The 24,133-nt window shown below is 71.6% G+C and carries 29 protein-coding genes; 12 read left to right on the top strand and 17 right to left on the bottom strand.

Translation table 11 applies throughout. The features are described from left to right. Positions 1–37: 37 nt before the first annotated feature. The 3 genes from ACF1B9_RS30240 (at position 38) to ACF1B9_RS30230 (ending at position 2,397) form a co-directional block, all read left to right on the top strand. Positions 38–742, top strand: a complete 705-nt coding sequence (locus ACF1B9_RS30240; RefSeq protein ID WP_391745716.1) for an alpha/beta fold hydrolase — start codon at positions 38–40, stop codon at positions 740–742. A gap of 61 nt (positions 743–803) precedes the next feature. After that, positions 804–1,718, top strand: coding sequence for an oxidoreductase (locus ACF1B9_RS30235; RefSeq protein ID WP_391745718.1), 915 nt, complete (start codon positions 804–806; stop codon positions 1,716–1,718). Between the two features lie 157 nt (positions 1,719–1,875). After that, complete coding sequence (locus ACF1B9_RS30230) at positions 1,876–2,397, top strand: DUF2199 domain-containing protein (protein ID WP_391745719.1); 522 nt, start codon at positions 1,876–1,878, stop codon at positions 2,395–2,397. A 146-nt stretch (positions 2,398–2,543) separates the two neighbouring features. Here ACF1B9_RS30230 and ACF1B9_RS30225 read toward each other — a convergent pair whose 3' ends face one another. The 4 genes from ACF1B9_RS30225 to ACF1B9_RS30210 all read right to left on the bottom strand — a co-directional run bounded on the left by ACF1B9_RS30225 (position 2,544) and on the right by ACF1B9_RS30210 (position 6,404). Next, positions 2,544–3,212: a TetR/AcrR family transcriptional regulator gene (locus ACF1B9_RS30225; protein WP_391745720.1), complete on the bottom strand. Its 669-nt coding sequence runs from the start codon at positions 3,210–3,212 to the stop codon at positions 2,544–2,546. Positions 3,213–3,421: 209 nt separating this feature from the next. Continuing rightward, positions 3,422–4,672, bottom strand: coding sequence for a GNAT family N-acetyltransferase (locus ACF1B9_RS30220; protein WP_391745722.1), 1,251 nt, complete (start codon positions 4,670–4,672; stop codon positions 3,422–3,424). A 63-nt stretch (positions 4,673–4,735) separates the two neighbouring features. After that, entirely contained in the window at positions 4,736–5,719 is a 984-nt protein-coding gene (locus ACF1B9_RS30215; RefSeq protein WP_391745724.1) for an asparaginase, read from the bottom strand. 46 nt (positions 5,720–5,765) lie between these two features. After that, positions 5,766–6,404 carry an ABC transporter substrate-binding protein gene (locus ACF1B9_RS30210; protein WP_391745725.1) on the bottom strand — a complete coding sequence of 213 codons (639 nt, stop codon included), beginning with the start codon at positions 6,402–6,404 and terminating at the stop codon, positions 5,766–5,768. Between the two features lie 117 nt (positions 6,405–6,521). On the opposite strand from ACF1B9_RS30210, the gene dtd reads away from it, so the two are divergent. Further along, positions 6,522–6,971, top strand: coding sequence for a D-aminoacyl-tRNA deacylase (gene dtd, locus ACF1B9_RS30205; RefSeq protein WP_391745727.1), 450 nt, complete (start codon positions 6,522–6,524; stop codon positions 6,969–6,971). A gap of 156 nt (positions 6,972–7,127) precedes the next feature. Here the strand turns inward: dtd and ACF1B9_RS30200 are convergent, their stop codons facing one another. The 3 genes from ACF1B9_RS30200 to ACF1B9_RS30190 form a co-directional block, all read right to left on the bottom strand. Beyond that, the gene (locus ACF1B9_RS30200) at positions 7,128–8,093 is read right to left on the bottom strand and encodes a YgfZ/GcvT domain-containing protein (protein WP_391745729.1); all 966 of its coding nucleotides are present in this window, start codon (positions 8,091–8,093) and stop codon (positions 7,128–7,130) included. A gap of 21 nt (positions 8,094–8,114) precedes the next feature. After that, on the bottom strand, positions 8,115–8,585 hold the full coding sequence (locus ACF1B9_RS30195) for a Fur family transcriptional regulator (RefSeq protein ID WP_351075358.1): 471 nt from the start codon (positions 8,583–8,585) through the stop codon (positions 8,115–8,117). A gap of 147 nt (positions 8,586–8,732) precedes the next feature. After that, positions 8,733–9,305 (bottom strand): FABP family protein, encoded by a 573-nt coding sequence (locus tag ACF1B9_RS30190; protein WP_351075359.1) that lies wholly within the window; start codon positions 9,303–9,305, stop codon positions 8,733–8,735. A gap of 388 nt (positions 9,306–9,693) precedes the next feature. On the opposite strand from ACF1B9_RS30190, the gene ACF1B9_RS30185 reads away from it, so the two are divergent. Further along, positions 9,694–10,056: a DsrE family protein gene (locus tag ACF1B9_RS30185; protein WP_365689654.1), complete on the top strand. Its 363-nt coding sequence runs from the start codon at positions 9,694–9,696 to the stop codon at positions 10,054–10,056. Positions 10,057–10,101: 45 nt separating this feature from the next. Here the strand turns inward: ACF1B9_RS30185 and ACF1B9_RS30180 are convergent, their stop codons facing one another. The 8 genes from ACF1B9_RS30180 to ACF1B9_RS30145 all read right to left on the bottom strand — a co-directional run bounded on the left by ACF1B9_RS30180 (position 10,102) and on the right by ACF1B9_RS30145 (position 15,763). Beyond that, positions 10,102–10,359: a DUF3099 domain-containing protein gene (locus ACF1B9_RS30180; protein WP_391745731.1), complete on the bottom strand. Its 258-nt coding sequence runs from the start codon at positions 10,357–10,359 to the stop codon at positions 10,102–10,104. A gap of 150 nt (positions 10,360–10,509) precedes the next feature. Continuing rightward, positions 10,510–10,797: a DUF1416 domain-containing protein gene (locus tag ACF1B9_RS30175; RefSeq protein ID WP_351075365.1), complete on the bottom strand. Its 288-nt coding sequence runs from the start codon at positions 10,795–10,797 to the stop codon at positions 10,510–10,512. 51 nt (positions 10,798–10,848) lie between these two features. After that, the gene (locus ACF1B9_RS30170) at positions 10,849–11,694 is read right to left on the bottom strand and encodes a sulfurtransferase (RefSeq protein ID WP_376223264.1); all 846 of its coding nucleotides are present in this window, start codon (positions 11,692–11,694) and stop codon (positions 10,849–10,851) included. 159 nt (positions 11,695–11,853) lie between these two features. After that, entirely contained in the window at positions 11,854–11,961 is a 108-nt protein-coding gene (locus tag ACF1B9_RS30165; protein WP_350983699.1) for a putative leader peptide, read from the bottom strand. Between the two features lie 252 nt (positions 11,962–12,213). After that, positions 12,214–12,903 carry a DUF2993 domain-containing protein gene (locus tag ACF1B9_RS30160; protein ID WP_391745734.1) on the bottom strand — a complete coding sequence of 230 codons (690 nt, stop codon included), beginning with the start codon at positions 12,901–12,903 and terminating at the stop codon, positions 12,214–12,216. A 133-nt stretch (positions 12,904–13,036) separates the two neighbouring features. After that, entirely contained in the window at positions 13,037–14,560 is a 1,524-nt protein-coding gene (locus ACF1B9_RS30155; RefSeq protein WP_391745735.1) for a hypothetical protein, read from the bottom strand. A gap of 10 nt (positions 14,561–14,570) precedes the next feature. After that, on the bottom strand, positions 14,571–14,825 hold the full coding sequence (locus ACF1B9_RS30150) for a MoaD/ThiS family protein (RefSeq protein ID WP_351075372.1): 255 nt from the start codon (positions 14,823–14,825) through the stop codon (positions 14,571–14,573). Positions 14,826–14,866: 41 nt separating this feature from the next. Then, a complete protein-coding gene (locus ACF1B9_RS30145; protein WP_391745736.1) occupies positions 14,867–15,763 on the bottom strand; it encodes an alpha/beta hydrolase family protein in 897 nt (298 codons plus the stop codon). Between the two features lie 314 nt (positions 15,764–16,077). Between ACF1B9_RS30145 and ACF1B9_RS30140 the strand changes: the two genes are divergently transcribed. Together ACF1B9_RS30140 and ACF1B9_RS30135 are read left to right on the top strand one after the other, a co-directional pair. Beyond that, positions 16,078–16,887 (top strand): response regulator transcription factor, encoded by an 810-nt coding sequence (locus ACF1B9_RS30140; RefSeq protein WP_391745737.1) that lies wholly within the window; start codon positions 16,078–16,080, stop codon positions 16,885–16,887. A 174-nt stretch (positions 16,888–17,061) separates the two neighbouring features. Continuing rightward, positions 17,062–18,102: a LacI family DNA-binding transcriptional regulator gene (locus ACF1B9_RS30135; protein ID WP_376285561.1), complete on the top strand. Its 1,041-nt coding sequence runs from the start codon at positions 17,062–17,064 to the stop codon at positions 18,100–18,102. 75 nt (positions 18,103–18,177) lie between these two features. On the opposite strand, the gene ACF1B9_RS30130 is transcribed toward ACF1B9_RS30135, so the two are convergent. Continuing rightward, on the bottom strand, positions 18,178–18,537 hold the full coding sequence (locus ACF1B9_RS30130; protein ID WP_391745738.1) for a hypothetical protein: 360 nt from the start codon (positions 18,535–18,537) through the stop codon (positions 18,178–18,180). A gap of 390 nt (positions 18,538–18,927) precedes the next feature. Here ACF1B9_RS30130 and ACF1B9_RS30125 point away from each other — a divergent pair, with 390 nt between their 5' ends. The 4 genes from ACF1B9_RS30125 to ACF1B9_RS30110 are packed head-to-tail and all read left to right on the top strand — an operon-like array spanning position 18,928 to position 22,440. Next, the gene (locus ACF1B9_RS30125) at positions 18,928–20,058 is read left to right on the top strand and encodes a S1C family serine protease (protein ID WP_391745739.1); all 1,131 of its coding nucleotides are present in this window, start codon (positions 18,928–18,930) and stop codon (positions 20,056–20,058) included. Positions 20,059–20,068: 10 nt separating this feature from the next. After that, the gene (locus tag ACF1B9_RS30120; RefSeq protein WP_391745741.1) at positions 20,069–20,245 is read left to right on the top strand and encodes a hypothetical protein; all 177 of its coding nucleotides are present in this window, start codon (positions 20,069–20,071) and stop codon (positions 20,243–20,245) included. 42 nt (positions 20,246–20,287) lie between these two features. Further along, positions 20,288–21,019: a response regulator transcription factor gene (locus ACF1B9_RS30115; RefSeq protein ID WP_391745743.1), complete on the top strand. Its 732-nt coding sequence runs from the start codon at positions 20,288–20,290 to the stop codon at positions 21,017–21,019. Next, on the top strand, positions 21,016–22,440 hold the full coding sequence (locus ACF1B9_RS30110; protein WP_391745744.1) for a sensor histidine kinase: 1,425 nt from the start codon (positions 21,016–21,018) through the stop codon (positions 22,438–22,440). Before ACF1B9_RS30115 ends, ACF1B9_RS30110 begins: the two co-directional genes overlap by 4 nt. Positions 22,441–22,552: 112 nt before the next feature. Here ACF1B9_RS30110 and ACF1B9_RS30105 read toward each other — a convergent pair whose 3' ends face one another. Beyond that, positions 22,553–23,395, bottom strand: coding sequence for a TetR/AcrR family transcriptional regulator (locus tag ACF1B9_RS30105; protein WP_391745745.1), 843 nt, complete (start codon positions 23,393–23,395; stop codon positions 22,553–22,555). Between the two features lie 78 nt (positions 23,396–23,473). On the opposite strand from ACF1B9_RS30105, the gene ACF1B9_RS30100 reads away from it, so the two are divergent. Beyond that, entirely contained in the window at positions 23,474–23,941 is a 468-nt protein-coding gene (locus ACF1B9_RS30100; RefSeq protein ID WP_391745746.1) for a hypothetical protein, read from the top strand. Positions 23,942–24,133: the final 192 nt, after the last annotated feature.

Below are 24,133 nucleotides of genomic sequence, written 5' to 3'. Positions count from 1 at the left end.
GGAGCGAGCGGTGGTACCTCCGCGATACGTTGCCGCCATGGCTGAATTCGTACTGGTGGCGGGCGCATGGCTCGGATCGTGGGCGTGGGACGAGGTGGTGTCCGAGTTGCGCGCGGCCGGGCACGGCACCCATCCGGTGACGCTGTCCGGCCTCGCGGAGAAGCGGGATGTGCGGGCAGGGCAGCAGACCCACGTCCGGGACATCGTCGACGAGGTGGAGCGCCACGATCTCCACGATGTCGTCCTGGTCGGCCACAGCTACTCGGGCATCCCGGTCGGTCAGGCCGGAATGCGGATCGGTGACCGGCTGGCCCGCGTGGTCTTCGTCGACTCCGAGGTTCCGGTCGACGGCGAGTCGTTCGCCTCCGGCTGGTGGAACGGCCCGGCGGCGCTGGAGGCCACGATCACGGGCAACGACGGTTTCTGGGCGCCGCTCACGGCCGCCGATTGCGAGGGCCAGGGCCTCACCGACGAGCAGATCGCCCGCATCGTGGACGGCTCGACTCCGCACCCGGGCACCACGCTGACCGAGCCCGCCGTACTGCCACGTCCGCTCGGCGAGCTTCCGGCGACGTACATCAAGTGCCTGCTCGACGGCGACGAACCGAAGGACGTCGTGACCGAGCTGCTGGCCGCCGAGGAGCACTGGGAGCTGGTGGAGATGGACACCGGCCACTGGCCGATGTTCTCCCGGCCGCGCGAGCTGGCACGGATCCTGCACCGATCGGCCGTGAGGTCCTGAGCCCCGGCGCGAGGGGAAATGGATGTGCGGATCCGGCCCTTGGGCGGTCATGCTGCCCCGCATGACCTTCTCATCGATCGACGCGGACCCGGACCCGGCCTCGACCACTTCCCCGGCCCCCGGCCCCGGCACCTTCGAACTGGGCGGCACCGTCACCGTCCCGCGCCTCGGTTTCGGGGCGATGCAGCTGCCGGGGCGGTGGAGCGGGCCCGCCGGTGACACGGCGAAAGCCGTGGCCGTGGCCCGTCGCGCCGTCGAGCTCGGGGCGCGGCACATCGACACCGCCGCCTTCTACTTCTCCGCCACTCACCGCGCCAACGACCTCCTGCGCGAAGCGCTGTACCCGTACCCGGCGGACGTCACCATCGCCACCAAGGTCGGCCCGCTGCGGGACGAGACGGGTGAGATGTACGCCGAGGCCCGCCCCGATCAGCTGCGCGCGGAGGTGGAACGGAATCTGGAGGACCTCGGGGTCGACACTCTCGACCTGGTGAACCTGCGGGTGGGGCGGCTGGGGTCGGGGCTCGCCGAGTCGCTCGGCGAGCGGTTCGCCGTGCTGGCCGCGCTGCGCGAGGAAGGGCTGATCCGGCAGCTCGGCGTCAGCAATGTGACGGCCGGACAGCTCGCGGAGGCCCGCTCGATCGCACCGGTCGTCGCCGTGCAGAACCGATTCAGCGTGCTCGATCAGGCGGACGCGGCGCTCGTCGACGAGTGCGCGGATGCCGGTATCGCGTACATGCCGTTCTTCGCGCTCGGCGGCGGGCACTCCGAGCTCGCCGGCGAGAACCTCCGGAAGGTCGCGGAACGCCACGGTGCGACGGCGCACCAGGTCGCCCTCGCGTGGGGACTGGCCCGCTCGCCCTCGATCGTGCAGATCCCCGGTACCGCTTCGCTCGCCCACCTCGAAGAGAACATGGCCGCCGGCCGACTGGCGCTCGACGAGGACGACCTGGCGCTGCTCGGGCGTCGCGGGTAGCCGGACCGCAAGGGCCGGGGGCCGAGCCCCCGGCCCGAGGCCGGCAGGCGAATCCCCGACTCGGGTCCCCGGGGTCTTCCGTCCGTATCAGGCCGGATCAGCGGGCGGGACACGTGAGCCCGGCGCGATCCGAATGACAGCCCTTAGGATCCCGCCCATGGCTATCGACCCCGGCTACACCTGCTCCTGCTGCGGCGAACACCACGCGGAACTGCCGATGGGGTACTCGACCATGGCACCCGACATCTGGGACGCGAGCCTGGAGAGCGACCCCGACAGCATGCTCTCCTCGGACCAGTGCATCGTCAGGCACGAGCACTACTTCATCAAGGGCCTGATCGAGCTGCCCGTCCTCGGCAGCGAGGAGCCCTTCTCCTGGGGTGTCTGGGTCTCGCTCAGCCGGGAGAACTTCGGCCGCGCCCTCGATGTGTGGGAGACCCCCGGCCGCGAGTCCGAACAGCCCTACTTCGGCTGGCTGAGCACCGAGTTGGGGCTGTACTCACCGCGCACGACCAACCTCAAGACGAACGCCCACACCCGCCCGATCGGCCTGCGCCCCCGCATCGAGCTGGAGCCCACCGATCATCCCCTCGCCGTGGAACAGCGCACCGGCATCACGCGCGACCGGGTGCGGGAGATCGCGGAAGCGGTGCTGCACGGCAAGGACGTCCCTGCCTGAGCGGTTCCGCCGGACACACCCGGCGGCGGCGGGTGCGGCGGGGCACCCTCACCGCTGCCGTCGCCGCGCCGGCGCGCAATGATCCGGTGCGACGGCCTGCCTCCCGTTCCTGCGGCTCCGGACCGCAGCCCGACCGCCGCTCCTGCCTACCACTCGTCCCCGAGCCCCGACCGCAGCTGCGCGAAGGCGAGTCCGGCGGCCTCGACCGCACTCCCGTACGTCCGGTCCGCGCTCTCCCCCGCGTCCATCCGCCGCCAGTTCTCCAGGGCCAGGATGCGGAGCACCGCGATGATCTGACCCGCGGCCAGCCTGTCCCGTACCCGGTCGCCCAGCGCACGCGCGAGCGCCGCCTCCGAGCGGCTCTGGTAGCCGTACAGGCGGGCCACCAGGGACGGGGTCCCGTACAGCAGCCGCTGGAACGCCAGCACCTGCGGAATGTCGCAGAGGCCGGTCACCGGGTCGCGCCGCTCCAGGCCGTCCAGGAAATGACGGTGCAGGGCCTCCAGCGGGGACTCGTCCTCCCCACGGGCGGCGACCACCCGGGCCGCCTCGTCCTCGTGGTCGGCGAACCGGTGCAGGACCAGGTCCTCCTTGGCCGGGAAGTACCGGAACAGCGTCGGCTTGGAGATGTCCGCGGCGGCCGCCACCTCCGCCACCGAGACCTTGTCGAAGCCCCGCTCCAGAAACATCGCGATCGCGGCTTCGGAGACCGCCTGGTACGTCAGCTGCTTCTTCCGCTCACGCAAGCTCATCGGCGCATGCGGCACACGGCCCGCCTGCGCCGCCGCTTCCGGTCCGGGCTTCTCTCCGCTCATGAACGAGAAGCGTACGCCTTGACCTCAACCGGACTTGACGTCCGGGAGCGGCCCCGCGCGCTCCCCATCTCGGGCCCGCGCCCGCGCCTCCACCAGGGGCTCCGTCCCGTCCAGCACCCGTTCGGGCCCGGATCTGAACTCCGGCTCACGCGATGGCACCGGGAACCGGAGCGGGATCACCGCCGTACGCGTCCCCGGGGCTCCACGTCTCAGAAGACGTCCGGGCACCAGGGTCGCCGCGCCGCCCGGAACATTCCCTCCGCCAGTGCCACCGCACCCGGCGCGAGTTCCCCGATGCGGCCCAGGGCCGCCAGTCGGACCGGCGACTCGTCGCCCAGGTAGAGAGTCCCCAACTCCCTTACGTCCAGGGTGAGATCGGCACCGGCCGTGGTGGGGACGCACGTCGCGCCGGACTCCGAGGCGTCCAGGCGGTAGCGGCCGGCGGTCAGACCCGTGCTGTCGTGGATGTCCAGGGTCAGCGCGCCGGGTACCGCATAGGTGCGGGCCTCCAGGGCGCGTACGACGTCCAGGACGCGTACCCACAGCCAGTCCGCCTGGGTCACGACGCGGGCCGCGCGCGGATCCGGGAGGAGGAGGGGCAGCAGGTCGTCGGGGGCCCGGTGGCCGGTGCGGACCGTGCTGATCCAGTCGATCGAACAGACGAAGTGCCACAGCGCGCGCTCCGCGGCCGGGGTGACGGCGATCTGCCCGAGCACCGTGGCCCGGTTGAGCGGCTGCTTGGCGTCGCTCCAGTGGTCGTCGGCACGGTAGGCGATCAGGCCGTCGACCTCGCCGTCCGCGTTGCTGTAGAGTGCGTAGAAGGGTTCCGTCCAGGTACCGGGCCCGGTCGGGTTCTCGCCGGTGTTCACCTCCCACCAGCGGGTGTCGCGGTTGACCGCACCGTGCTGCCGGGCGCGCAGCCGGTCGTGGAGGGCCGGTCCCAGCTTGCGCACGTCCGCACCGGTCACCAGGTCGATCCGGCCCCCGTCCGACGCGGAGGGACCGGACCAGCGGGGGTCGAGGCCCGCCCTCGGTACGTCGATCTCCCACTCGGTCGTCCACGTCGCCGGGCCGAAGCCGAACCGCCCGTAGATGGGGTACTCGGCGGCGATCAGGGTGGCGACCACGTCGCCGCGTTCCTTCGCCGCCGCCAGGTCCGCAGCCATCATCCGGCTGAGCAGCCCCCGGCGTCGGTGCGTGGGCGACACCGTGACGTTGGAGACCGCGTCGGCCGGCACCGCGCCGCCGCCCACGACGGTGAGTTCCTGCGCGAACGAACGGAACGTGGCCACGCACCGCCCGCCGTCGAACGCGCCCTGCGTACGGGTCAGGTCGGTGTGCGGGAGGCGGCCGGCGACCTCCTTGTCCGCCACCACCGGCGGGCGCAGAAAGCCGGTGTTCAGGGCCTGCAGCCAGCCGGGGAACTCGGATTCGGTGATCGCACGGACGTCAAGGCGCATACACCCACGCTAGATACCGGGTCACCGAATGTCGCCCGGTTTTCCCGCCGACGGGGAATCCGGTCAGAACGCGGCCCGGATCTCGCCGACCTCGCCACCGCCGCCCAGCAGCGGCGCGTGCCCGATCCGGGAAACCACCGGGGCGTCGATGCCGAGCAGACGCAGCGACCGGGCCAGCACCGGGCCGAGTGCCCGTGTCGCGCCGTCGTCGATCTTGAAGGCCAGCGCCCGGCCGTCGGCCAGGGCCACCGCCTGCACCGCCTCCGCGCCCATCTTGGAGAGCGCGCCCGGCACCTCCCGCATCAGCCAGGTGTCGGGGCGGCGCGTTCCGGCCACGTACTCGGGGTGGGCCCGCATCGCGTCCCCGACCCGCCGTTCCGCCGTACCGGGATCCGCCGTCACGAACGTACGGAAGGCCCGCGCCAGCCCCACCAGGCTGATCGCCATCAGCGGCGCCCCGCACCCGTCCGTACCGACCGCCGAGACGGGCTCGCCTGCCGCCTCCTCCACCACCTGGTGCACCAGCTGCTGGAGCGGGTGCGCCGGGTCGAGGTAGGACGCCCGGTCCCAGCCGTTCACCGCGCACGCGGCGAGCATGGCCGCGTGCTTGCCGGAGCAGTTCATGGTGATCCGCTCCCGGACATGGCCCGCGGCGAGATACGTCTCCGCCTCCGCCGGGTCCAGCGGCAGATCGGGCGGGGTCTGCAGATCGCCGGGCGTCAGTCCGTGCTCGGCGAGCATCGCGGTGACGAGTTCGAGGTGGAAGCCCTCGCCCGAGTGGCTCGCGGCGGCCAGCGCCAGCCGCTCCCCGGACAGATCGAGCCCGGCCCGCAGCACGGCCGCGGCCTGCATCGGCTTGTTGGAGGAGCGCGGGAAGACCGGCGCCGTCGGGTCGCCGAGTGCCTTCTCCACACTGCCGTCGGCCGCCAGCACGACCAGGGAACCCCGGTGCCGGCCTTCCACGAAGCCGGACCGCACGACCTCGGCCAGCACGGGGAGCGACTCGGGGGGTATGACGGAGGGGGCAGCGGCGGCGCTGGAGGTCATGGTGGCCTTCCGGGGACGAGCGGAACCCGCCCCCGGAAGGGTCGCTTCAGGCGAGCAGGTCGTCTACTTGTGCTTCACCATCACGGTACCTGCGGGCGATCTCGGCACTGCAATCGTCCGCGGTGCGTTGCAGCTGGTGACGGCGCCGGGAGACCTGCTGTTCGTAGCGGACCAGGCGCCCCATCGCGGTGTGCAGCTCCTCGTCCGTACGGGCGTCGAGGTCGGAGAGTTCGACCTCGGCCAGCGTCTCGGCCGCCAGCCGGCGGTACTCGTCGCTGCGCGGCGTGGTGAGCGTGACGTGCCGGGCGGAGGAGCGGTGCTGGGACGGGGTGTCGGCGAGGATCTCCGAGAGCCGGTCCACCACCGGTGTCTCGGGATCCAGCCGCCGGGCCAGCTCGGCCCGCAGGATGTCGATCCGCCCCTGCACCAGCCGCCGCACATAGCTGAGGTCGGCCTCGTCGCGCTGCGAGTCGCGGCGCAGTGTGCGCAGCTCCGGCAGTCGCAGGCCTTCCAGCTCCGGCTGCGGTCCCGCGGGCGGACCGTCCACAAGGCCGTCCACAAAGCCGTCCACGAAGCCGTGACCGGTTCGCTGGACCGGTGGGCGCATGGTGCTGGTACTGGTACTGGTGCCGGTACGCGCGACCGGCACGGCGCCGGGGGACTGCCCGGTTCCATGGGTACTCATGCTTGTGTCCATCCCCTCGACCGGTGCGTCGGCACACCGCCTTCCCAGCATGGTGCCACTCCAGTGGGGCCTGTGTGGATGCTCTGTACCCGTTCAGCCCAAGATAGGTTGGTCTGTATGCGTGCAGTGGTACAGAGGGTGGACGGTGCGAGCGTCACGGTGACCGACGGCGCGGGCGCGTCGGGCGGACCCGAGGTGGTCGGCGAAATCATCGGCGAAGGGCTGTGTGTGCTGGTGGGAGTCACCCACGGGGACACCGCGGAGAAAGCGGCCCAGCTCGCCCGCAAGCTCTGGTCGATTCGCATCCTGGAGGGCGAGAAGTCCTGCTCCGATGTGAATGCACCACTTCTGGTGATTTCGCAGTTCACTCTCTACGGGGACGCCAGGAAGGGGCGCAGGCCCACCTGGAACGCCGCCGCGCCCGGCGAGATCGCCGAACCGCTGGTCGACGAGGTGGTGGCGCAGCTGCGGGCGCTGGGAGCGCGGGTGGAGACGGGCCGGTTCGGGGCGGACATGCGGGTCTCGCTCATGAACCACGGCCCGTTCACCGTCGTCGTCGAGGTCTGAGCCGGGTCCCGGTCCGGACGCAGACGGGTCGGGCATCGGGCGTGGACGACGCAGACGGTCGCGCGTAGGGAATCTGCGCACTGGAGCCGGACGGCCGAGGGTCCTTCGTCCGGGTCGGCCCCGCTCCCCGATCCGGCCCGGTCCGTACGAGAGGTCCTACGGCTCCACGACCGTCTCCTGGGCGGCGGCCGTGTCCCCCGCGAGCAGTTCCGCGTCCACCGCGACGTTCCGCTTGACCAGGGCCAGCGCGATCGGTCCCAGTTCGTGGTGGCGGGCCGAGGTGGTGATGAAGCCCAGCTGCCTGCCCTCGGCGCCGTCCGCGGCGAGCCGTACCGGTGTGCCGTGTCCGGGCAGGACGACCTCGCTGCCGTCGAGGTGCAGAAAGACCAGCCGCCGCGGCGGCTTGCCCAGGTTCTGCACCCGGGCCACGGTCTCCTGGCCTCGGTAGCAGCCCTTCTGGAGGTGGACGGCGGTGCCGATCCAGCCCAGCTCGTGCGGGATGGTGCGGTGGTCGGTCTCGAAGCCGACGCGCGGGCGGTGCGCCTCGACGCGCAGCGCCTCGTACGCGAGGACGCCGGCCAGGGGGCCGTGCGCGGCCGCGTACTTCTCCAGGTCGGCGCGGGGCAGGAACAGATCCCGGCCGTACGCCGTCTCCCGTACCGTCACGCCGTCCGGGACCTCCGCGATGGAGCCGGCCGGCAGATACACCACGGCGAAGTCCTCGGTGCGGTCGGCGACGTCGACCCGGTAGAAGAACTTCATGGACTCCAGATAGGCGACGAGGTCGCCCTGTGTGCCCGGTTCGGCGTGCATCCACACGGTCTCGCCGTCGTCGACGAGATAGAGGGCGTGCTCGATGTGCCCGTTCGCGGTGAGGATCAAGGCCTCGGTGGCCTGCCCCGGGGCGAGTTCGCTGACGTGCTGGGTGAGCAGGAGATGCAGCCAGGCCAGCCGGTCGCTGCCGGTGACGGTGACGACGGCACGGTGCGAGAGGTCGACGAGGCCGGAGCCGTCGGCGAGGGCGCGCTGCTCGCGGAACAGATCGCCGTAGTGCGCGGCGACGCCTTCGTCGTGGCCTTCGGCGGGTACGGCACCGGGCAGGGACAGCAGGGGGCTCTTCATGCGACCAGCGTACGACGCGATTTACGGCTCGGGACGGGCCGCTTCGGCCGTCCGGGCCGCGCCTGCGGACGCCGCCTTCGCCGTGCAGTCGGCGCAGCGGCCGAAGATCGCGAAGTGCTTCATGTCCGTCTCGAAACCGAAGTCGGCCTGAAGCTTCGCGGTGAACTCGGCGACGACTTCGACATCGGCCTCGATGACGTTCGTGCAGTCGCGGCAGACCAGATGGATGTGGTGATGGCGGTCGGCCAGGTGGTACGTCGGCGCCCCGTGCCCCAGATGGGCGTGGCTGACCAGCTCCAGCTCCTCCAGGAGTTCGAGCGTCCGGTAGACGGTGGAGATGTTCACGCCGGACGCGGTCCTGCGCACCTCGGCGAGGATGTCGTCGGGCGTCGCGTGTTCCAGCGTGTCGACGGCTTCCAGGACAAGCTGCCGCTGCGGCGTCAGCCGGTAGCCGCGCTGTCGGAGGTCGGTCTTCCAGTCGGTGCTCACCACACGCTCAGTGTAGGTCGGGGTGAGCACCTGCCCGCAGCTGTGCGCGAAAGGAAATCCGTCCACCGCGCGCCGCGATCCCCGCGCACGCGGGGCGGCGGACGGAACGGCCGGAACGCGGCCGGCCGGGGCGGGACGCCGGGGCGCGGACTACTTGAAGAAGGCGATGCCGTCGTCCGGGAGGTCGCCGAGGCTCTTCGCCATCGCCTCGACCTCTTCCGGAGTGACGACCTTCTTCAGGTGCGCCGACATGTACGGGCGCAGCTCCACCTCGGGGGTGGCCTTCTCGCCGACCCACATCAGGTCGCTCTTCACATAGCCGTAGAGACGCTTGCCACCGCTGTACGGGCCGGAAGCCGCGGTCCGGGCCACCGCGTCGGTGACCAGGTCGATCTGCGGCTTCTGGTCGGCCAGCTCGCCGTACCAGATCTCGATGACGCCCTGGTCGCGGACCATGACGACCTCGACCTTGCGGTCCTTGTCGATGCGCCAGTAGCCGGACTCGGACTCCAGCGGCTTGACCTTCTTGCCCTCGGAGTCGAGCACCCAGGTGTGCGAGACGTACTCCAGGAAGTCCCGGCCGTCGTGGCTGAAGGAGACTTCCTGGCCGAAGTTGCACTGCTCGGCGCCGGGGAAGTCGGAGACACCCGCGCCCGCCCAGTTGCCGAGGAGGAAGGCCAGCGGGACGAGGTCCGGGTGGAGGTCGGACGGAATCTCGATCATGAGCGGCTCAGACGATCTGTGAGGTGGGGTGCGACTTCGGACGTGACACAACGGGACGTGGGTGTCACGTTGTCCTGACAGGGGGTGCCCGCTCGGACGGGGTCGAGGGCGGGCAGGGTCAGCGCTGACCCTGGTACAGCTTCTTCACGGTCACGCCCGCGAAGGCGAGAACGCCGACGCAGACCAGGACCAGCAGGGCGGAGAAGAATGCCTCAAGCACGGGAACTCCTTGGAACGAGCGGTACGGCGGCAGTACGCGGCCGGATCCAAGCCTAATGGGTTGACCCCCTGCGCGTCGGTTCGGGGTTTACGACCTGGCCGTTACCCCGGGGGTGGCCCGGGACGGGTCGGCCCGGCGGCCGCCCGCCCGACGATTACAGTTCGACACATGCCGAAGAAGCTCGTGATCAAGGTGACTGCCGGTGCCGACGCAGCCGAGCGCTGCTCCCAGGCGTTCACGGTGGCCGCGGTCGCCGTCGCCAGTGGTGTGGAGGTCTCCCTCTGGCTGACCGGGGAGTCCTCGTGGTTCGCGCTGCCGGGACGGGCCGCCGAGTTCGAACTGCCGCACGCCGCCCCGCTGCCGGATCTGATCGAGTCGATCCAGGCGGGCGGCCGGATCACCCTCTGCACGCAGTGCGCGGCGCGTCGCGACATCACCGAGCAGGACGTCCTGGAGGGCGTACGCATCGCGGGGGCCCAGGTCTTCGTCAGCGAGATCATGGCCGACGGCGTCCAGGCCCTCGTCTACTGACGGCTACTGACGGCGCCCACGGCCTTCGGCGCCGTCCCCGTCCGTTCAGTGCCGTTTCTTGCCGTCGAGCTCGTCCCACCACTCGTCCGACTGCGGGTCGCCGGACGGATCGTCCCACCAGCGGTCCTCCGGGCCCCGCCGGTTGGCGACCACGGCTGCGACGGGCGGGATGACCATGGCGACGACACACATCGCTATCGCGGCGGGCATCGACCACAGCCGGACGAAGGCCCAGGCCGATACGAAAAGGACGATGCAACCGCCCATCATCAGGAAATAGCCGCGACGGCGTCGGGCGTACATACCTCAAGCGTAGGCCCGTTCCCCGCCCGCGCGAACGGCACGAAGGGCCGTACCCCGCTTCAGAAGGCGTCCAACCCCCGGGGTACGGCCCTTCGGCCGGCAAGGCGTCGCGGGAGCACCGACCCGCGCCGGCGCTCCCGCGTTCGGTGACTAGACGGCGATCGCGACCTCGGAGAGGCCACCGGTCTGCGCCACGACCGTGCGGTCGGCGCTGCCGCCCGGGACGAGGGCGCGCAGCGTCCACGTGCCCTCGGCCGCGTAGAAGCGGAACTGTCCGGTCGCCGAGGTCGGGACCTCCGCGGTGAACTCGCCGGTCGAGTCCAGCAGGCGCACGTAGCCGGTGACGGGCTCGCCGTCGCGGGTCACGCTGCCCTGGATGGTGGTCTCACCGGGCTTGATGCCCGAAGCGTCGGGGCCGCCGGCCTTTGCTCCACACATGGTGTTCTGTCCTTCTGGGTCGGGGGTCGTGCTGGTCCGGGTCGTGCGGAGTTACTTGTTGGCGCCGAGCTCGATCGGCACACCCACGAGGGAGCCGTACTCGGTCCACGAACCGTCGTAGTTCTTGACGTTCTCCTGGCCGAGCAGCTCGTGCAGCACGAACCAGGTGAGCGCGGAGCGCTCGCCGATGCGGCAGTACGCGATGGTGTCCTTCGACAGGTCGACCTGCTCGGCCTCGTAGAGCGCCTTGAGCTCGTCGTCCGACTTGAAGGTGCCGTCGTCGTTGGCGTTCTTGGACCACGGGATGTTGCGGGCGCTCGGCACGTGGCCGGGGCGCTGGGACTGCTCCTGCGGGAGGTGCGCCGGGGCGAGCAGCTTGCCACTGAACTCGTCGGGCGAACGCACGTCGACCAGGTTCAGGCTGCCGATGGCCTTCACGACCTCGTCGCGGTAGGCGCGGATCGACTCGTCCTGCGGCTGGGCCTTGTACGCGGTGGCCGGGCGGGAGGGGATCTGGTCGCCGTCGACCAGGTCGCGGGAGTCGAGCTCCCACTTCTTGCGGCCGCCGTCGAGCAGGCGGACGTCCTGGTGACCGTAGAGCTTGAAGTACCAGAACGCGTAGGACGCGAACCAGTTGTTGTTGCCGCCGTACAGGACGACCGTGGTGTCGTTGCCGATGCCCTTCTCGGACAGCAGCTTCTCGAAGCCGGCCTGGTCGATGAAGTCACGGCGGACCGGGTCCTGGAGGTCCTTGGTCCAGTCGATCCGGATCGCGTTCCTGATGTGGTTCTTCTCGTACGCCGAGGTGTCCTCGTCGACCTCGACGAGAGCGACCTTCGGGTCGTCGATGTGGGCTTCGACCCAGTCGGCGTCTACCAGGACGTCACTGCGGCTCATTCTGTTCTCCTCCGGGGCGGTCTGCGGCGAGATGGTGCGAGACGGTGCGTGATGCGGATATGCGGCGGCGCAGGGTGCGGCGCATGTGCACAGGCGATGGGGATGGGGCCCCGGCATCGGTCGAAGGGCCGGGGAACGCGGGGCGCCGAAGGCTCCCGCTCAGACAGTGCGACAGAGCATGGCGGCGACGCGACACAGGTCCACTGCCCGCCGCTTCGTGAGATCCGCCCGGCCCCGCTGTGGGAGACCGCCGATTGAGCACTGCATGGCACCGATCGTAGGGAGGTACGGGCGGGCATGTCACCGCCGTACCGTATCGCGAGACGCGATCGTCCGTACTTCGAGACACGAGCGCGGGCGCGGCGCCCGTGGCACCGTGCCCGCCCCCTCGGCGCGCGTCGGTCATCTGCGGATCGGACGCGACCGTCTCACTATGTGGTGCACCGGGACACCGAAGCCCCGCCCCGCCCCGCCCGTCCCTGCCCGGTGGGGCTCATCGGCGGGGACTGCGGGCCGGACTCATCCGGCGATCCTCACGTCCGTGCCCGTCACCGAGATCTCCAGACCGTCGGCGGTCGGCTGGATCCTCTGCAGCTTCAGGCCGCTGGGCAGACCGCCGACCTCCCGCTCGAAGTCGGTCTTCTGGCGCACCAGACCCTCCAGTCCGGGAATGCCGTCGCCCGGGACCTTGTCCGCATGCACCTTGATGGTGTGGCCGTCGATCAGGGTGACGGTGGAGAGCACACTGCGCGACAGCGGGCGGCCGAGGAGGTCGACCGTGCCGGTCACCTTCACCTTGCCGTTGCCGCCGTACTCGACGACTACGCCCTCGCTGGCAGCCTTCGTCAGGTCCTCGTACGAGATGACGGCGGTGCCGGTGGCGCGGGCGGCGGTGGCGCTGGAGTAGCCGTCGGCGAGCTTCACCTCGTGCAGCGCGGCGTTCATCCTGCTGATCCGGATCCTGCGGCCGTTGGCGTCGGTCTCGATGCCGGTGATCTCGACGTCGACCTCGTCGAGCTGCGATCCGGCGACCTGCGTCAGGAACGGAAATCCCTTGATGGAGACGTCCGTCGAGCCGATCGTGGTACCGGTGACCGCGACCCGTCTCTCGGCCTCCGACTCGGCGAAGTACACCGCCGCCCGGTCGACGGCGACGAAGATCCCGCCCAGGACCACCCCTACGACCAGCAGTATCCGCAGTGCACGCATGCCCGCTCTTCCCCCACCCTGCATCCGGCCGGACCCCTGGCGCCCGTGCGTCCGCTACGGATGCACAGCACGCCCGGGGTGATCGACGAGCAGGTACCCCCCTTCGGTTCCCGAAGGGGGGTACCGGTCGGCGCTACGAGATCGCGCGGCCGATCAGATAGACGGCGGGGGCCGCGGCGGTGAGCGGCAGCGCCACACCGGCCGTCATGTGGACGAACCGGGACGGATAGTCGTAGCTCGCCACGCGCAGCCCGATCAGTGCGCAACCACCCGCCGCGAGGCCGAGCAGCGCGCCCTTCGCGCCGAGATCGGTGAACGTACCCGCCACGGCACCGGCGCCCGCGGCGGCGAGCAGCGCCACCACGACCGAGGCCGGTCCGGGCAGCGGCAGGGCGCGGACGAGCACGGCGACCGCGACGGCCACCCCGCCCACCGTCACCGCGTCCGGGACCGCCGCGAGATGTCCGGCGGCCAGGACCGAGACGGCGGCCGACGCGACAGTGGCCATCAGCCCCTGCATCCGTTCGTCGGCGCTCGCGTGGCTGCGCAGCTGGAGGACCACGGTGAGCAGCACCCAGACGCCGAGGGTGCCGAGGATGGCGGCCGGTCCGTTCTCCCGGCCCGCGGCGAGCAGCGCGATGTCGGCGACGAGACCACCGGCGAACGCGAGCGCGATGCCCTGCCGGGCCGGCCACATGCCGTTGAGCCGGAACCAGCCGGCCGCGGTCACGGCCTGGAGCAGCACCAGCGGCACGACCAGGGCGTACGGCCCGATCGCGGCACCGAGGGCGAGCAGCAGCCCGAGTCCCGCGGTGATCGCGGCAGGCTGCATGCCCGGCGCGATGATCGGTGAGCGGCCCTCGGCACGGGCGCGCTGGGCATCGGTGATGCGGCTGTTGCCCAGAGTGGTGGGCGCGCTGTAACCGGCGGCGTCGAGCGCGGAGGCGGCGGCCGGGCGCGCTTCCGCAGGGACTGCCGCCCCGGCCGGCTCGGCGGCGCCGCCCGCGAGCGGGACCTCCGGAGGCAGCGGGTAGGAGCCGGAGGCGCCGTGCGGCTGCGCGTGCTGCGGACGCGGCGCACCGTCGGCCGCGGCACCGGTCGGCACGGGCCGTTGCACGGGCTGAGCGGGCTGGATGGTCGGCTGGTACCGGGTGTCCCAGGTCTGCCCCTCCCAGGTCTGCGCGACCCCGGGATCGTGTGTGCCGCGGGCCGCGGGCGCGACGGGTTCCCCCGGCTGCCCCTCGGGCCACACGGGCCCGGGCGTCCGGTGCGGGTCGTGAGCATCGTGCGCCTGCTGCGGGGCTCCGTACGGGGCCTGCCGGCCGTACGGCTGCGCGCCGTACGGCTCGCCCTGGTACGGCTGTCGTCCGTGGGCCGCGCCACCATGGGAAGACTGGCCGCCGTAGGAATGGTCGCCGTAGGACTGGTCGCCGTGCGAGGGCGAGACGTGGGTCGGGTCGCCGTACGCCTGCTGCCCGTACGACTGCTCGCCGTACGCCTGCTGCCCGTACGACTCCTGTCCGTACGACTGCTGTCCGTACGGCTGCGCGGGCTGCGGATCCTGGCCGTACCCGGGCCCGTACCCCTGGCCCGGGTCCTGCCCGTACGGATGCTGGTGATCGTTTCCGTACGGATACTGGTGATCGTTGCTGCTCATGTTCTGCGGTTCACCCTCCTGCGAACGGCGGGAGCACCTCGACCGTGCCGCCCTCGGCAAGGCGTACGGTCTCATGGCCTCGGGTCCCGACGGGGGCACCGTCGATGAGGAACGAGCACCTCTGCAGCACTCGGGTGAGCTCACCGGGGTGCCGCTCGCGCACCGCGTCGAGCGCCTCGGCGAGGGTCACGGCTGTGTACGGCTCCTCCGCTGTCCCGGCGGCGGCCTTGGCGGCGGCCCAGTAGCGGATCGTTCCCGCGGGCATGGCGGCACTCCTCTCGTCTCGCATCAGCTGTCCATCATGAATCACGGTGCCGCCGCCCAGTCGCCGATGCGGGTGAGCAGGCTCTCGTCCGCCGCGTTCTCGGCATGGCCCATGCCGCGTTCCAGCCACAGCTCGGCGCCGTCGCCCGCCGCCTGGGCCAGCATCCGCGGGTGGTCCAGCGGGAAGTACGGGTCCTGGTCGCCGTGCACGATCAGCAGCGGGGCCGGGGCTATCAGACGGGCCGCCTCCACGGGCGGGAGCGGTACCGGATCCCAGTCGTCGCGGTCGATCCGGGTGCGGAACCCGTAGCGGCCGACGAGCCGGCCGACGGGCCGGGTGACCATCCAGTGCAGCCGACGCATCGGGGCCGTACCCCGGTAGTACCAGCGGGCAGGGGCGCTCACGGCCACCACAGCGTCCGCGTGCGCCTCCGCGCGTGCTCCGACGCGCCCCTCGTGCTCCACGACGCCACGGGCCTGCGCACCCTCCGTCGCCCGACCGGCGTAAAGCGCCCCGTGCCGCAGCACCACGGAGCCGCCCATCGAGAACCCGACGGTCACGACCCGCCGGTGTCCGAGCGCCCGCGCCCACTCCACCGCCGCCGCCAGATCCAGCACCTCGCGGTCGCCCACCGTCGACCGGCCGCCGGAGCCGCCGTGGCCGCGGAAGGAGAACGTGACCACGGCCGCACGCCGGGCGAACACCCCGGCGGCCCGTCGGACGGCGGGCCGGTCCACCGAACCGGTGAACCCGTGCGCGACCACGACCGCAGTACCGTCGAAGGATGTTCCCGCAGCGGCCCCGGCACCCGCCGTACACGGCTCGTACACCGCCTCGATACGGATCCCGTCATCGGTCCGCAATGCAGTGCGCAGAGGACCGGGGGTGATCAAGGGAACAGAGGAACTCCGAAATCGACCCTCGGACACAGAACTCATGTGGGCTATTCTGCTGGGAAGAGGATCCGGGCAAAGCAGCCCCCGGGTCCTTTTGTGCTTTCCAGGCGTTGTTACGGAGAAGTTTCCACAAGCTCAGCGGACCCGGGGCGCGGGGCCGCAGGCGAAAAAACCGTATGACAACCGTTGTACGGCAACCCGTGTGAAAGCCCGCACGAAACGTACGAAGAAGTGCCGCATACTCCCCCGGGCCCGAGCCCGGGAGTGCCCCTCTCGCAGGGAACGAGGAGGACCGACGTAATGGGCGAGCGAACCGTGCACGATCACCGACCGACGACCCAGGCAGGTGGGCGGCGATGAGTTCACTGCTGCTCCTGACAAATGCCCTTCAACCGTCGACGGAGGTGCTTCCCGCCCTCGGTCTCCTGCTGCACAGTGTGCGGGTGGCACCGGCCGAGGGCCCCGCTCTCGTCGACACCCCCGGTGCCGACGTCATCCTGATCGACGGCCGCCGCGATCTGCCGCAGGTGCGGTCGCTGTGCCAGCTGCTGCGGTCCACCGGACCTGGCTGCCCGCTGATCCTCGTCGTGACGGAGGGCGGTCTCGCGGCCGTCACCGCCGACTGGGGCATCGACGACGTACTGCTGGACACGGCGGGACCGGCCGAGGTCGAGGCCCGGCTGCGGCTGGCCACCGGCCGGCAGCAGCTCGGCTCCGACGACTCGCCGACGGAGATCCGCAACGGCGATCTGTCGGTCGACGAGGCGACGTACAGCGCGAAGCTGAAGGGCCGGGTCCTCGACCTGACCTTCAAGGAATTCGAACTGCTCAAATATCTGGCACAGCACCCGGGCCGGGTCTTCACCCGCGCCCAGTTGCTCCAGGAGGTCTGGGGCTACGACTACTTCGGCGGTACGCGGACGGTCGACGTCCATGTGCGGCGGCTGCGCGCCAAGCTCGGTCCCGAGCACGAGTCGCTGATCGGCACGGTCCGCAACGTCGGCTACCGCTTCGTCGCACCGGAGAAGGTGGAGCGGGCCGCCGAGGAGGCCAAGGCCAAAGCCCAGGCCGCGGCGGAGGCGGCCGCCGGACCCGTGACCCGCCCGGAGCGGCCGGGGACGGCCGGGGCCACGGAAGAGGTCCCGGTCCGGCCTGCGCACAGGTAGCGGGTGACAGGTGGACCGGGCCGGGTCACGGAGCGGACTCCGGTGCGTGCGGCCGCACGGCGGAACGCGGCGTGTCGGCGAGGACGACACCGCCGCCCGCACGCGTAACAGACCTCGCGAACCCGGCCCGGTCCACCTGTCACCCGCTTGGTCCATCCGCGTAGACTGCCGCGCGTGGCCAAGGTGACGCGGGACGATGTGGCGAGACTGGCGGGTACGTCGACCGCGGTCGTCAGCTACGTCATCAACAACGGACCCAGGCCGGTCGCCCCGGCCACGCGCGAGCGGGTACTCGCCGCGATCAAGGAGCTGGGCTACCGGCCGGACCGGGTTGCCCAGGCGATGGCCTCGCGGCGGACCGACCTCATAGGGATGATCGTGCCGGACGCCCGGCAGCCGTTCTTCGCGGAGATGGCGCACGCGGTCGAGCAGGCCGCCGCCGAGCGCGGAAAGATGGTGCTCGTCGGCAACTCCGACTACCGCGACGAGCGCGAGGTCCACTATCTGCGGGCGTTCCTCGGCATGCGGGTCTCCGGGCTGATCCTGGTCAGCCAGGGCCCCAGCGAGCGGGCGGCGGCCGAGATCGAGGCATGGGACGCGCGGGTCGTGCTGCTGCACGAGCGGCCCGAGGCGATCGACGACGTCGCGGTCGTCACGGACGACATCGGCGGTGCCCAGCTCGCCACCCGTCATCTGCTGGAGCACGGCAACGCGTACGTGGCGTGCCTCGGCGGCGTGGAGTCGACCCCGGCGGTCGGCGACCCGGTCGCCGACCACGTCGAGGGCTGGCGCCGCGCGATGCACGAGTCGGGGCGCTCGACGGAGGGCCGGCTCTTCCAGGCCCCGTACAACCGTTACGACGCCTATCAGGTGGCGCTGAAGCTGCTCGCCGGGCCGGACAGGCCGCCGGCGATCTTCTGCTCGACGGACGACCAGGCCATCGGGGTGCTGCGGGCCGCGCGCGAACTGCGGATCGATGTGCCCGGGGATCTCGCGGTGGCGGGCTTCGACGACGTGAAGGAAGCCGGGCTGACCGATCCGCCGCTGACGACGGTCTTCTCGGACCGCCCGGCGATGGCACGGGCGGCCGTGGACCTGGTGCTCGACGACTCGTTGCGGGTGCAGGGGTCGCGCCGGGAGCGGCTGAAGCAGTTCCCGTCGGCGCTGGTGGTGCGGCGGTCGTGCGGCTGCGGGGAGCCGGCGACCGGTCAGTGACGATGCCGGTGGTGCGGGGCCCGGACGGGTCCGTGCCCAAGTGGCCCTGGCTCCCGGCGATGGCCACGTCCGGGTTCACCGACTGTCGCTGGTTCCCACATGGAACCTCGTCAGCGCGAACACGATGATGAGGTCGAGCGTCATCATGGGAATGGCCCACGCCGGGTAGTACGGAACGAACATGAACTGGGTGATCAGGCTGATCCCCGCCATTGCCGCGCCGGCCCCGCGGCCCCAGCTCTTGTTTGTCAGGACGCCCAGGCCGGCGATGACGAGCGCCACCCCGACCACGAGGTGAATCACGCCCCAAGCGGTCAGGCCGAACCCGTAGGCGTAATGGGACGAGGACGAGAACAGGGTGTCCTGTGCGATGCCGGAGGCGCCCATGAGAATGCTGAGCGGCCCGCTGAGCATCAGCGCGGCCCCGGCGAACATGGACGCGCCGCTGACCGTTTCACCGCCGGTCCCCCTGTGCCCCGGCCGTGCCTTTCGCTGTCATGGCCGTCGCCTTCCTGTACAGCGCGGTCACCGACGCACCAGGCCCGTGCGAAGCCGGCCACGCTCCCCTGACAGGATCACCGCAATCCTTCGGCGCCGCGACTGCAACCCGCCGCGGGGAGACAGCGGACGCCGACCGCACTGCTCGGCACCCACCCCCGGGCCCGAGCCCCGGGGAGTCCGGACCGGCCGCTCCGGCCCACCGCACCCGCGGGAGACCGGCCGGCACGGGCAGCGGCCGTCACTTATATCGGGCATACGAGGTTCTGCCGGGCTTCTCAGGGCGGGCTCAGGCTTCTCTCATCTTCGCCGGACACGCTTTTGGTCATGACAGAGAGCCAGCGCCCGAGCGGCGAGTACCCGATGTACCCCTCGTACGGCAACGGTGACGCGTCCTACCCGCCGCCGCCGTCCTACCAGCCCGCGGAGCCGATCGCGACGGGCCCCGGCACCACGGTGTGGCCCGGCGGGGGCGGCGGCGACGGGCACGGCGGCGGGGACGGCGGATACGGGTCCGCCCTCCCGCAGCCCACGCCCGAACCGGCCGGGCCCCGGCAGCGGGCCAAGCGGCCGGTCGCGCTCCTGGCGGCCGTGGCGATCGCGGCGGCGGTCGTCGGCGGCGGCACCGCCACCGTCATCAACCAGCTCACCGGCAACGACGCGAACAGCGCGGGCAGCGGTGTCGTCCCCGGCACCACCGTCTCGCAGAGCAGCAAGGGCACCGTCGCCGGTGTCGCCCAGGCCGTCTCGCCGATGATCGTCGAGGTCAACGCGACCTCGGCCGCGGGCGAGTCCACCGGCTCCGGGGTCGTCATCACGTCCGACGGCGAGGTCGTCACCAACAACCACGTCATCTCCGGCGCCTCGTCCATCAAGGTGACGCTCAGCACAGGCAAGACGTACCGCGCGAAGGTCGTCGGGACCGACTCCGCCAAGGACCTGGCACTCATCAAGCTCCAGGGCGCGAGCGGCCTGAAGACGGCCACACTCGGCGACTCCTCGGCCGTCGCGGTCGGCGACCAGGTCGTGGCGATCGGCTCGCCGGAGGGCCTCACCGGCACCGTCACCAGCGGCATCGTCTCCGCCCTGAACCGCGATGTCACGGTCGCCAAGGAGGACGGCAGCGGCCAGGACCAGAGCCAGGGCCAGTACGGGCAGGGCGGCGGCCGGCAGTGGCCGTTCGAGTTCGGCGGTCAGCAGTTCAACGGCGACACCGGCAACTCCACCACCACGTACAAGGCCATCCAGACCGACGCCTCGCTCAACCCCGGTAACTCCGGTGGCGCGCTCATCAATATGAACGGCGAGATCATCGGCATCAACTCCGCGATGTACTCGGCGAGTTCGTCCGGCGGATCCAGCAGCGCCGGCGCGGGCAGCGTGGGTCTCGGGTTCGCCATCCCGGTGAACACACTCAAGGCCGACCTCGGCACCCTGCGGGCCGGCAACAGCTCCTGAGGAGACAGTCATGCACCACCCCACGCACACCCCCGGCGGACCGGCCGACCTGGCCCTGCCCCTCGCTCTCGTCACGGAAATGGCCGTCCGCCGGACGTCCGAACCGCCCCGGGTCCCGGAGATCCGCACCACCACGGGCCGCAAGCGCAGGGCCGCGCGACGACGTGCGACGGCCGTGCGAGGCTGAGAGCAGCCCGACCGGCACGGAACGAGAAGAGGACAACGAGCGATGAGCCCCGCCGAAGACGATCCGCAGCGCATCCTGATCGTCGACGACGAGCCCGCCGTACGTGAGGCGCTGCAGCGCAGTCTCGCGTTCGAGGGGTACGGCACCGAGGTCGCCGTCGACGGTCTCGACGCCCTCGCCAGGGCCGAGTCGTACGCCCCCGACCTCATCGTCCTCGACATCCAGATGCCGCGGATGGACGGCCTGACGGCGGCCCGACGGCTCCGCTCCACCGGCACCACCACACCCATCCTGATGCTCACCGCCCGCGACACCGTCGGCGACCGGGTCACCGGTCTCGACGCGGGCGCGGACGACTACCTGGTCAAGCCCTTCGAACTGGACGAGCTCTTCGCCCGCATCCGGGCCCTGCTGCGCCGCAGCTCGTACGCGGCCGCGGCGGGCGGCGACGTCCCCGACGACAATGTGCTGGCCTTCGCCGATCTGCGGATGAACCTCGCCACCCGCGAGGTCACCCGGGGCACCCGCCGGGTCGAGCTGACCCGTACCGAGTTCACCCTGCTGGAGATGTTCCTGGCGCACCCGCGACAGGTGCTGACCCGCGAGCAGATCCTCAAGGCGGTGTGGGGCTTCGACTTCGAACCGAGCTCCAACTCCCTGGACGTGTACGTGATGTACCTGCGCCGCAAGACGGAGGCGGGCGGCGAACCGCGGCTCGTGCACACGGTGCGGGGCGTCGGTTACGCGCTCCGCTCCGGCGGCGGTGACGGATGACCGGGACCCTGCACCGGCTGCGCGCCCTGCCCCTGCGGACCCGGCTCGCGCTGCTGGTGGCGACAGCGGTGGCGGTCGCGGTGGCGGCGGTCGCGGCGGCCTGCTGGTTCGTGACGCGGGCGCAGCTGGAGAACCAGCTGGACTCCTCGCTGCGCAATGTCTCGGTCAGCGACGTCTACGTGCAGCAGCTGTTCACCGCCTGCACCCACCCCGACCGGGCGGTCCCCCCACCGGTCGGAGGGACGTACACCGTGCAACTCGTCACCGTCTCCGGGAGCACCTGCACCTCGGCCGGGGCCTCGCCGATCGGCGTGACGGCCGCCGACATCGCCGTGGCCGCGGGCGTGCGGGACAACGCCCTGCACACGGCCGCCACGAAGAGCGGCCGGAAGATGCGCGTGTACACGTACACGTACGAGCCCCGCAACCCGGTGCCCGGCCTGGCCCCGGGAGGCTTCGCGGTCTCCGTCGCCCGTCCGATGAGCGAGATCAACGACCCGCTCTCCACCCTCGCCTGGGTGCTCCTGACCGCCTCCGGCATCGGCGCCGTCGGCGCCGGCGCGGCCGGTCTCTGGGTCGCCCGCACCGGGCTGCGCCCCGTCGACGAGCTCACCGAGGCCGTCGAGCACGTCGCCCGTACCGAGGACCTCACCGTCCGCATCCCGGCCGACGGCGAGGACGAGATCGCCCGACTGTCGCGCTCGTTCAACTCGATGACCACCGCCCTCGCCAGCTCCCGCGACCGCCAGGCCCAGCTGATCGCCGACGCCGGCCACGAGCTGCGGACGCCGCTCACGTCCCTCCGTACCAACATCGAACTCCTCGCCCGCAGCGACGACACCGGCCGGGCCATCCCGCCGGACGACCGCAAGGCCCTGATGACGTCGGTCAAGGCCCAGATGACCGAACTGGCCTCGCTCATCGGCGACCTCCAGGAGCTGGCCCGCCCCGACGCGGCGGATCCGGGCCCGCTCCAGGTCGTCGCGCTGCACGACATCGCGGACACGGCCCTGGAACGCGCCCGTCTGCGCGGTCCCGAGCTCACGATCCGGGCGGACCTGACGCCCTGGTACGTGCGGGCCGAACCGGCCGCGCTGGAGCGGGCGGTGGTCAACGTCCTGGACAACGCGGTCAAGTTCAGCCCGCCCTGCGGCACGATCGACGTCGCCCTGCGCGACGGCGAACTGACGGTCCGGGATCACGGCCCCGGCATTCCCGCCGACGAACTCTCGCACGTCTTCGAACGCTTCTGGCGCTCCCCGTCCGCCCGCCAGCTCCCCGGTTCGGGCCTCGGCCTGTCGATCGTCGCCCGCACGGTCGAGCAGGCGGGCGGCACGGTCGCCCTGCGCCCGGCGGAGGGCGACGGCACGGAAGCGGTGATCCGCCTGCCGGGGGCTCCGCAGCCGCCGCCGGAGCTGTGAGGCGGTCACCGCGCAGAATTCGAAAGAAACGCAAGCGCTGGTCCGAGGCAGGTTTTCCTGCACGGCACGGACACGGACATCGCGTACCGGCCCACGGCCCGGCCGAGAAGTGTCACTCCTCCAGCATCCGCCGCACCCGCGCGAGGCGCTCCTCGTCCCATTCCACCGCGGGATCGGGTTCGAGGAAGGACAGGGCGGTCGCGGTGATGCCCAAGGCCGGCCGGGACCACTCGGCCTCGCCCGCGGCACCGAAGGCGCCCGGTCCGAGCTGCCGTTCGGCGAGGTCCGGCCGGGCGGGCGCGGTGAGGACGAAGCCGCGCATGGTGGCGCTCAGCTGGGTGGCCAACTCCTCGAAGGTGAGGGGGAGATCGGGGCGCAGGCGTAGGCCGAACAGAACGGCCAGGCGCTGATAGGAGCGGGCGATCCGGCCGTTCAGGTCCCGTTCGGCGGCAGCGAGCGCGGCCTGGACCTCCTGCCGGAGGTCGCCGTCGGCCAGGCTGAGGAAGGTGGCATGCAGAGCGATGTAGGTACGCCACCGTGTCGAGGCGTGCATGGCCTCGAAGTCCCGCAGGGCACCCTGCCGCAGCAGTTCGACGCACAGGTCTCTGCGCCCCTGGGTGGTGGCGAACCGGTCGATCCGGTCGCGGACCAGTCGCCGGACGGCCTCCTCACCGATCCGGCCGTCGGCACCGGCCACGGCGGGCGCGGTTCGGGCGAGCTCCTTGAGCAGGTCGCTGAAGAACAGGTCCTTGTAGGGCCAGCGGCGGTAGACGGCGGCGCGCGCCACACCGGCCTCACGGATGACGTCCTCGAAGCCGAGATGATCCAGGCTCACGGTCAGGCCGGTGCGCTCGACCATCGTCATGGCCGCGTCGAGCATGCGCTGCGCGGTCTCGGCGTCGGTGAGGCGGCGACGGCGCCGGGTCGGCCCGGCCTGGGGTTGCTCGTTCGTCATCTGGCCTTCTATCCTTCCAGCAGCACTTGAGACATGATATCTCAAGTTTCACCACTGCTCTACGTTCTGGGAGGATCCATGTCCACGCAGCATCTCCCCGCGTCCGTCCGCACGGCCGCGCGCGTCCTGTACGGGGCCATCGCACTGGCCGCGGCCGGCGCGGGCGCGATCGTCGTCGACCAGGCCGCGGGGAGCGGTCTGGCCCAGCGGCTCCGGCAGACCTACCCGCAACGCGGCGCCGACCAGATCGGGATGGCCGAGTCGAGCATCCTCACGTACCTGTTCACGCTCGCCGTGCTGGGCGCCGCCCTGTTCGCGGCGATGGCATGGGCGAGCCGTCGCGGCCGCCGCTGGGCGCGCGGGGCCGGGTCCGCGGCCGTCGTGCTGGGCACCGCCCTGGCCGTGTACAACTTCGGCCAGCCGCACCCGCTGGTGATGACGGTGGCCGGCGTCCTGCCGTGCGCGGCGGGCCTGGCAGCCGTCGCCCTGCTGTGGACGCGGGAGTCCTCGTCCTACTTCGCGTCGGCCCGCACGGCGTCCGCCTGAACCGCACCCGCCCACGGCGCGGCACCGCGCCGCGCCGCGCCGTCAGGGCGTCCACACGCATCCCGTTCCCACCCGCCCCGTGCGCATGGGCCCCGTCCACACGCGGCCCGTGCGCACGCGACCCCGGCCCGTCCGTGCACATCCCGCCCTCATACGTCCCGTCCGCCGCGTCGCCCGGACCACCGGCGATCC

Source organism: Streptomyces sp. NPDC014727, from assembly GCF_043083485.1.
In the GTDB taxonomy this organism is placed as follows: Bacteria; Actinomycetota; Actinomycetes; order Streptomycetales; family Streptomycetaceae; genus Streptomyces.
This window is presented reverse-complemented; position numbering and strand designations above follow the sequence as displayed.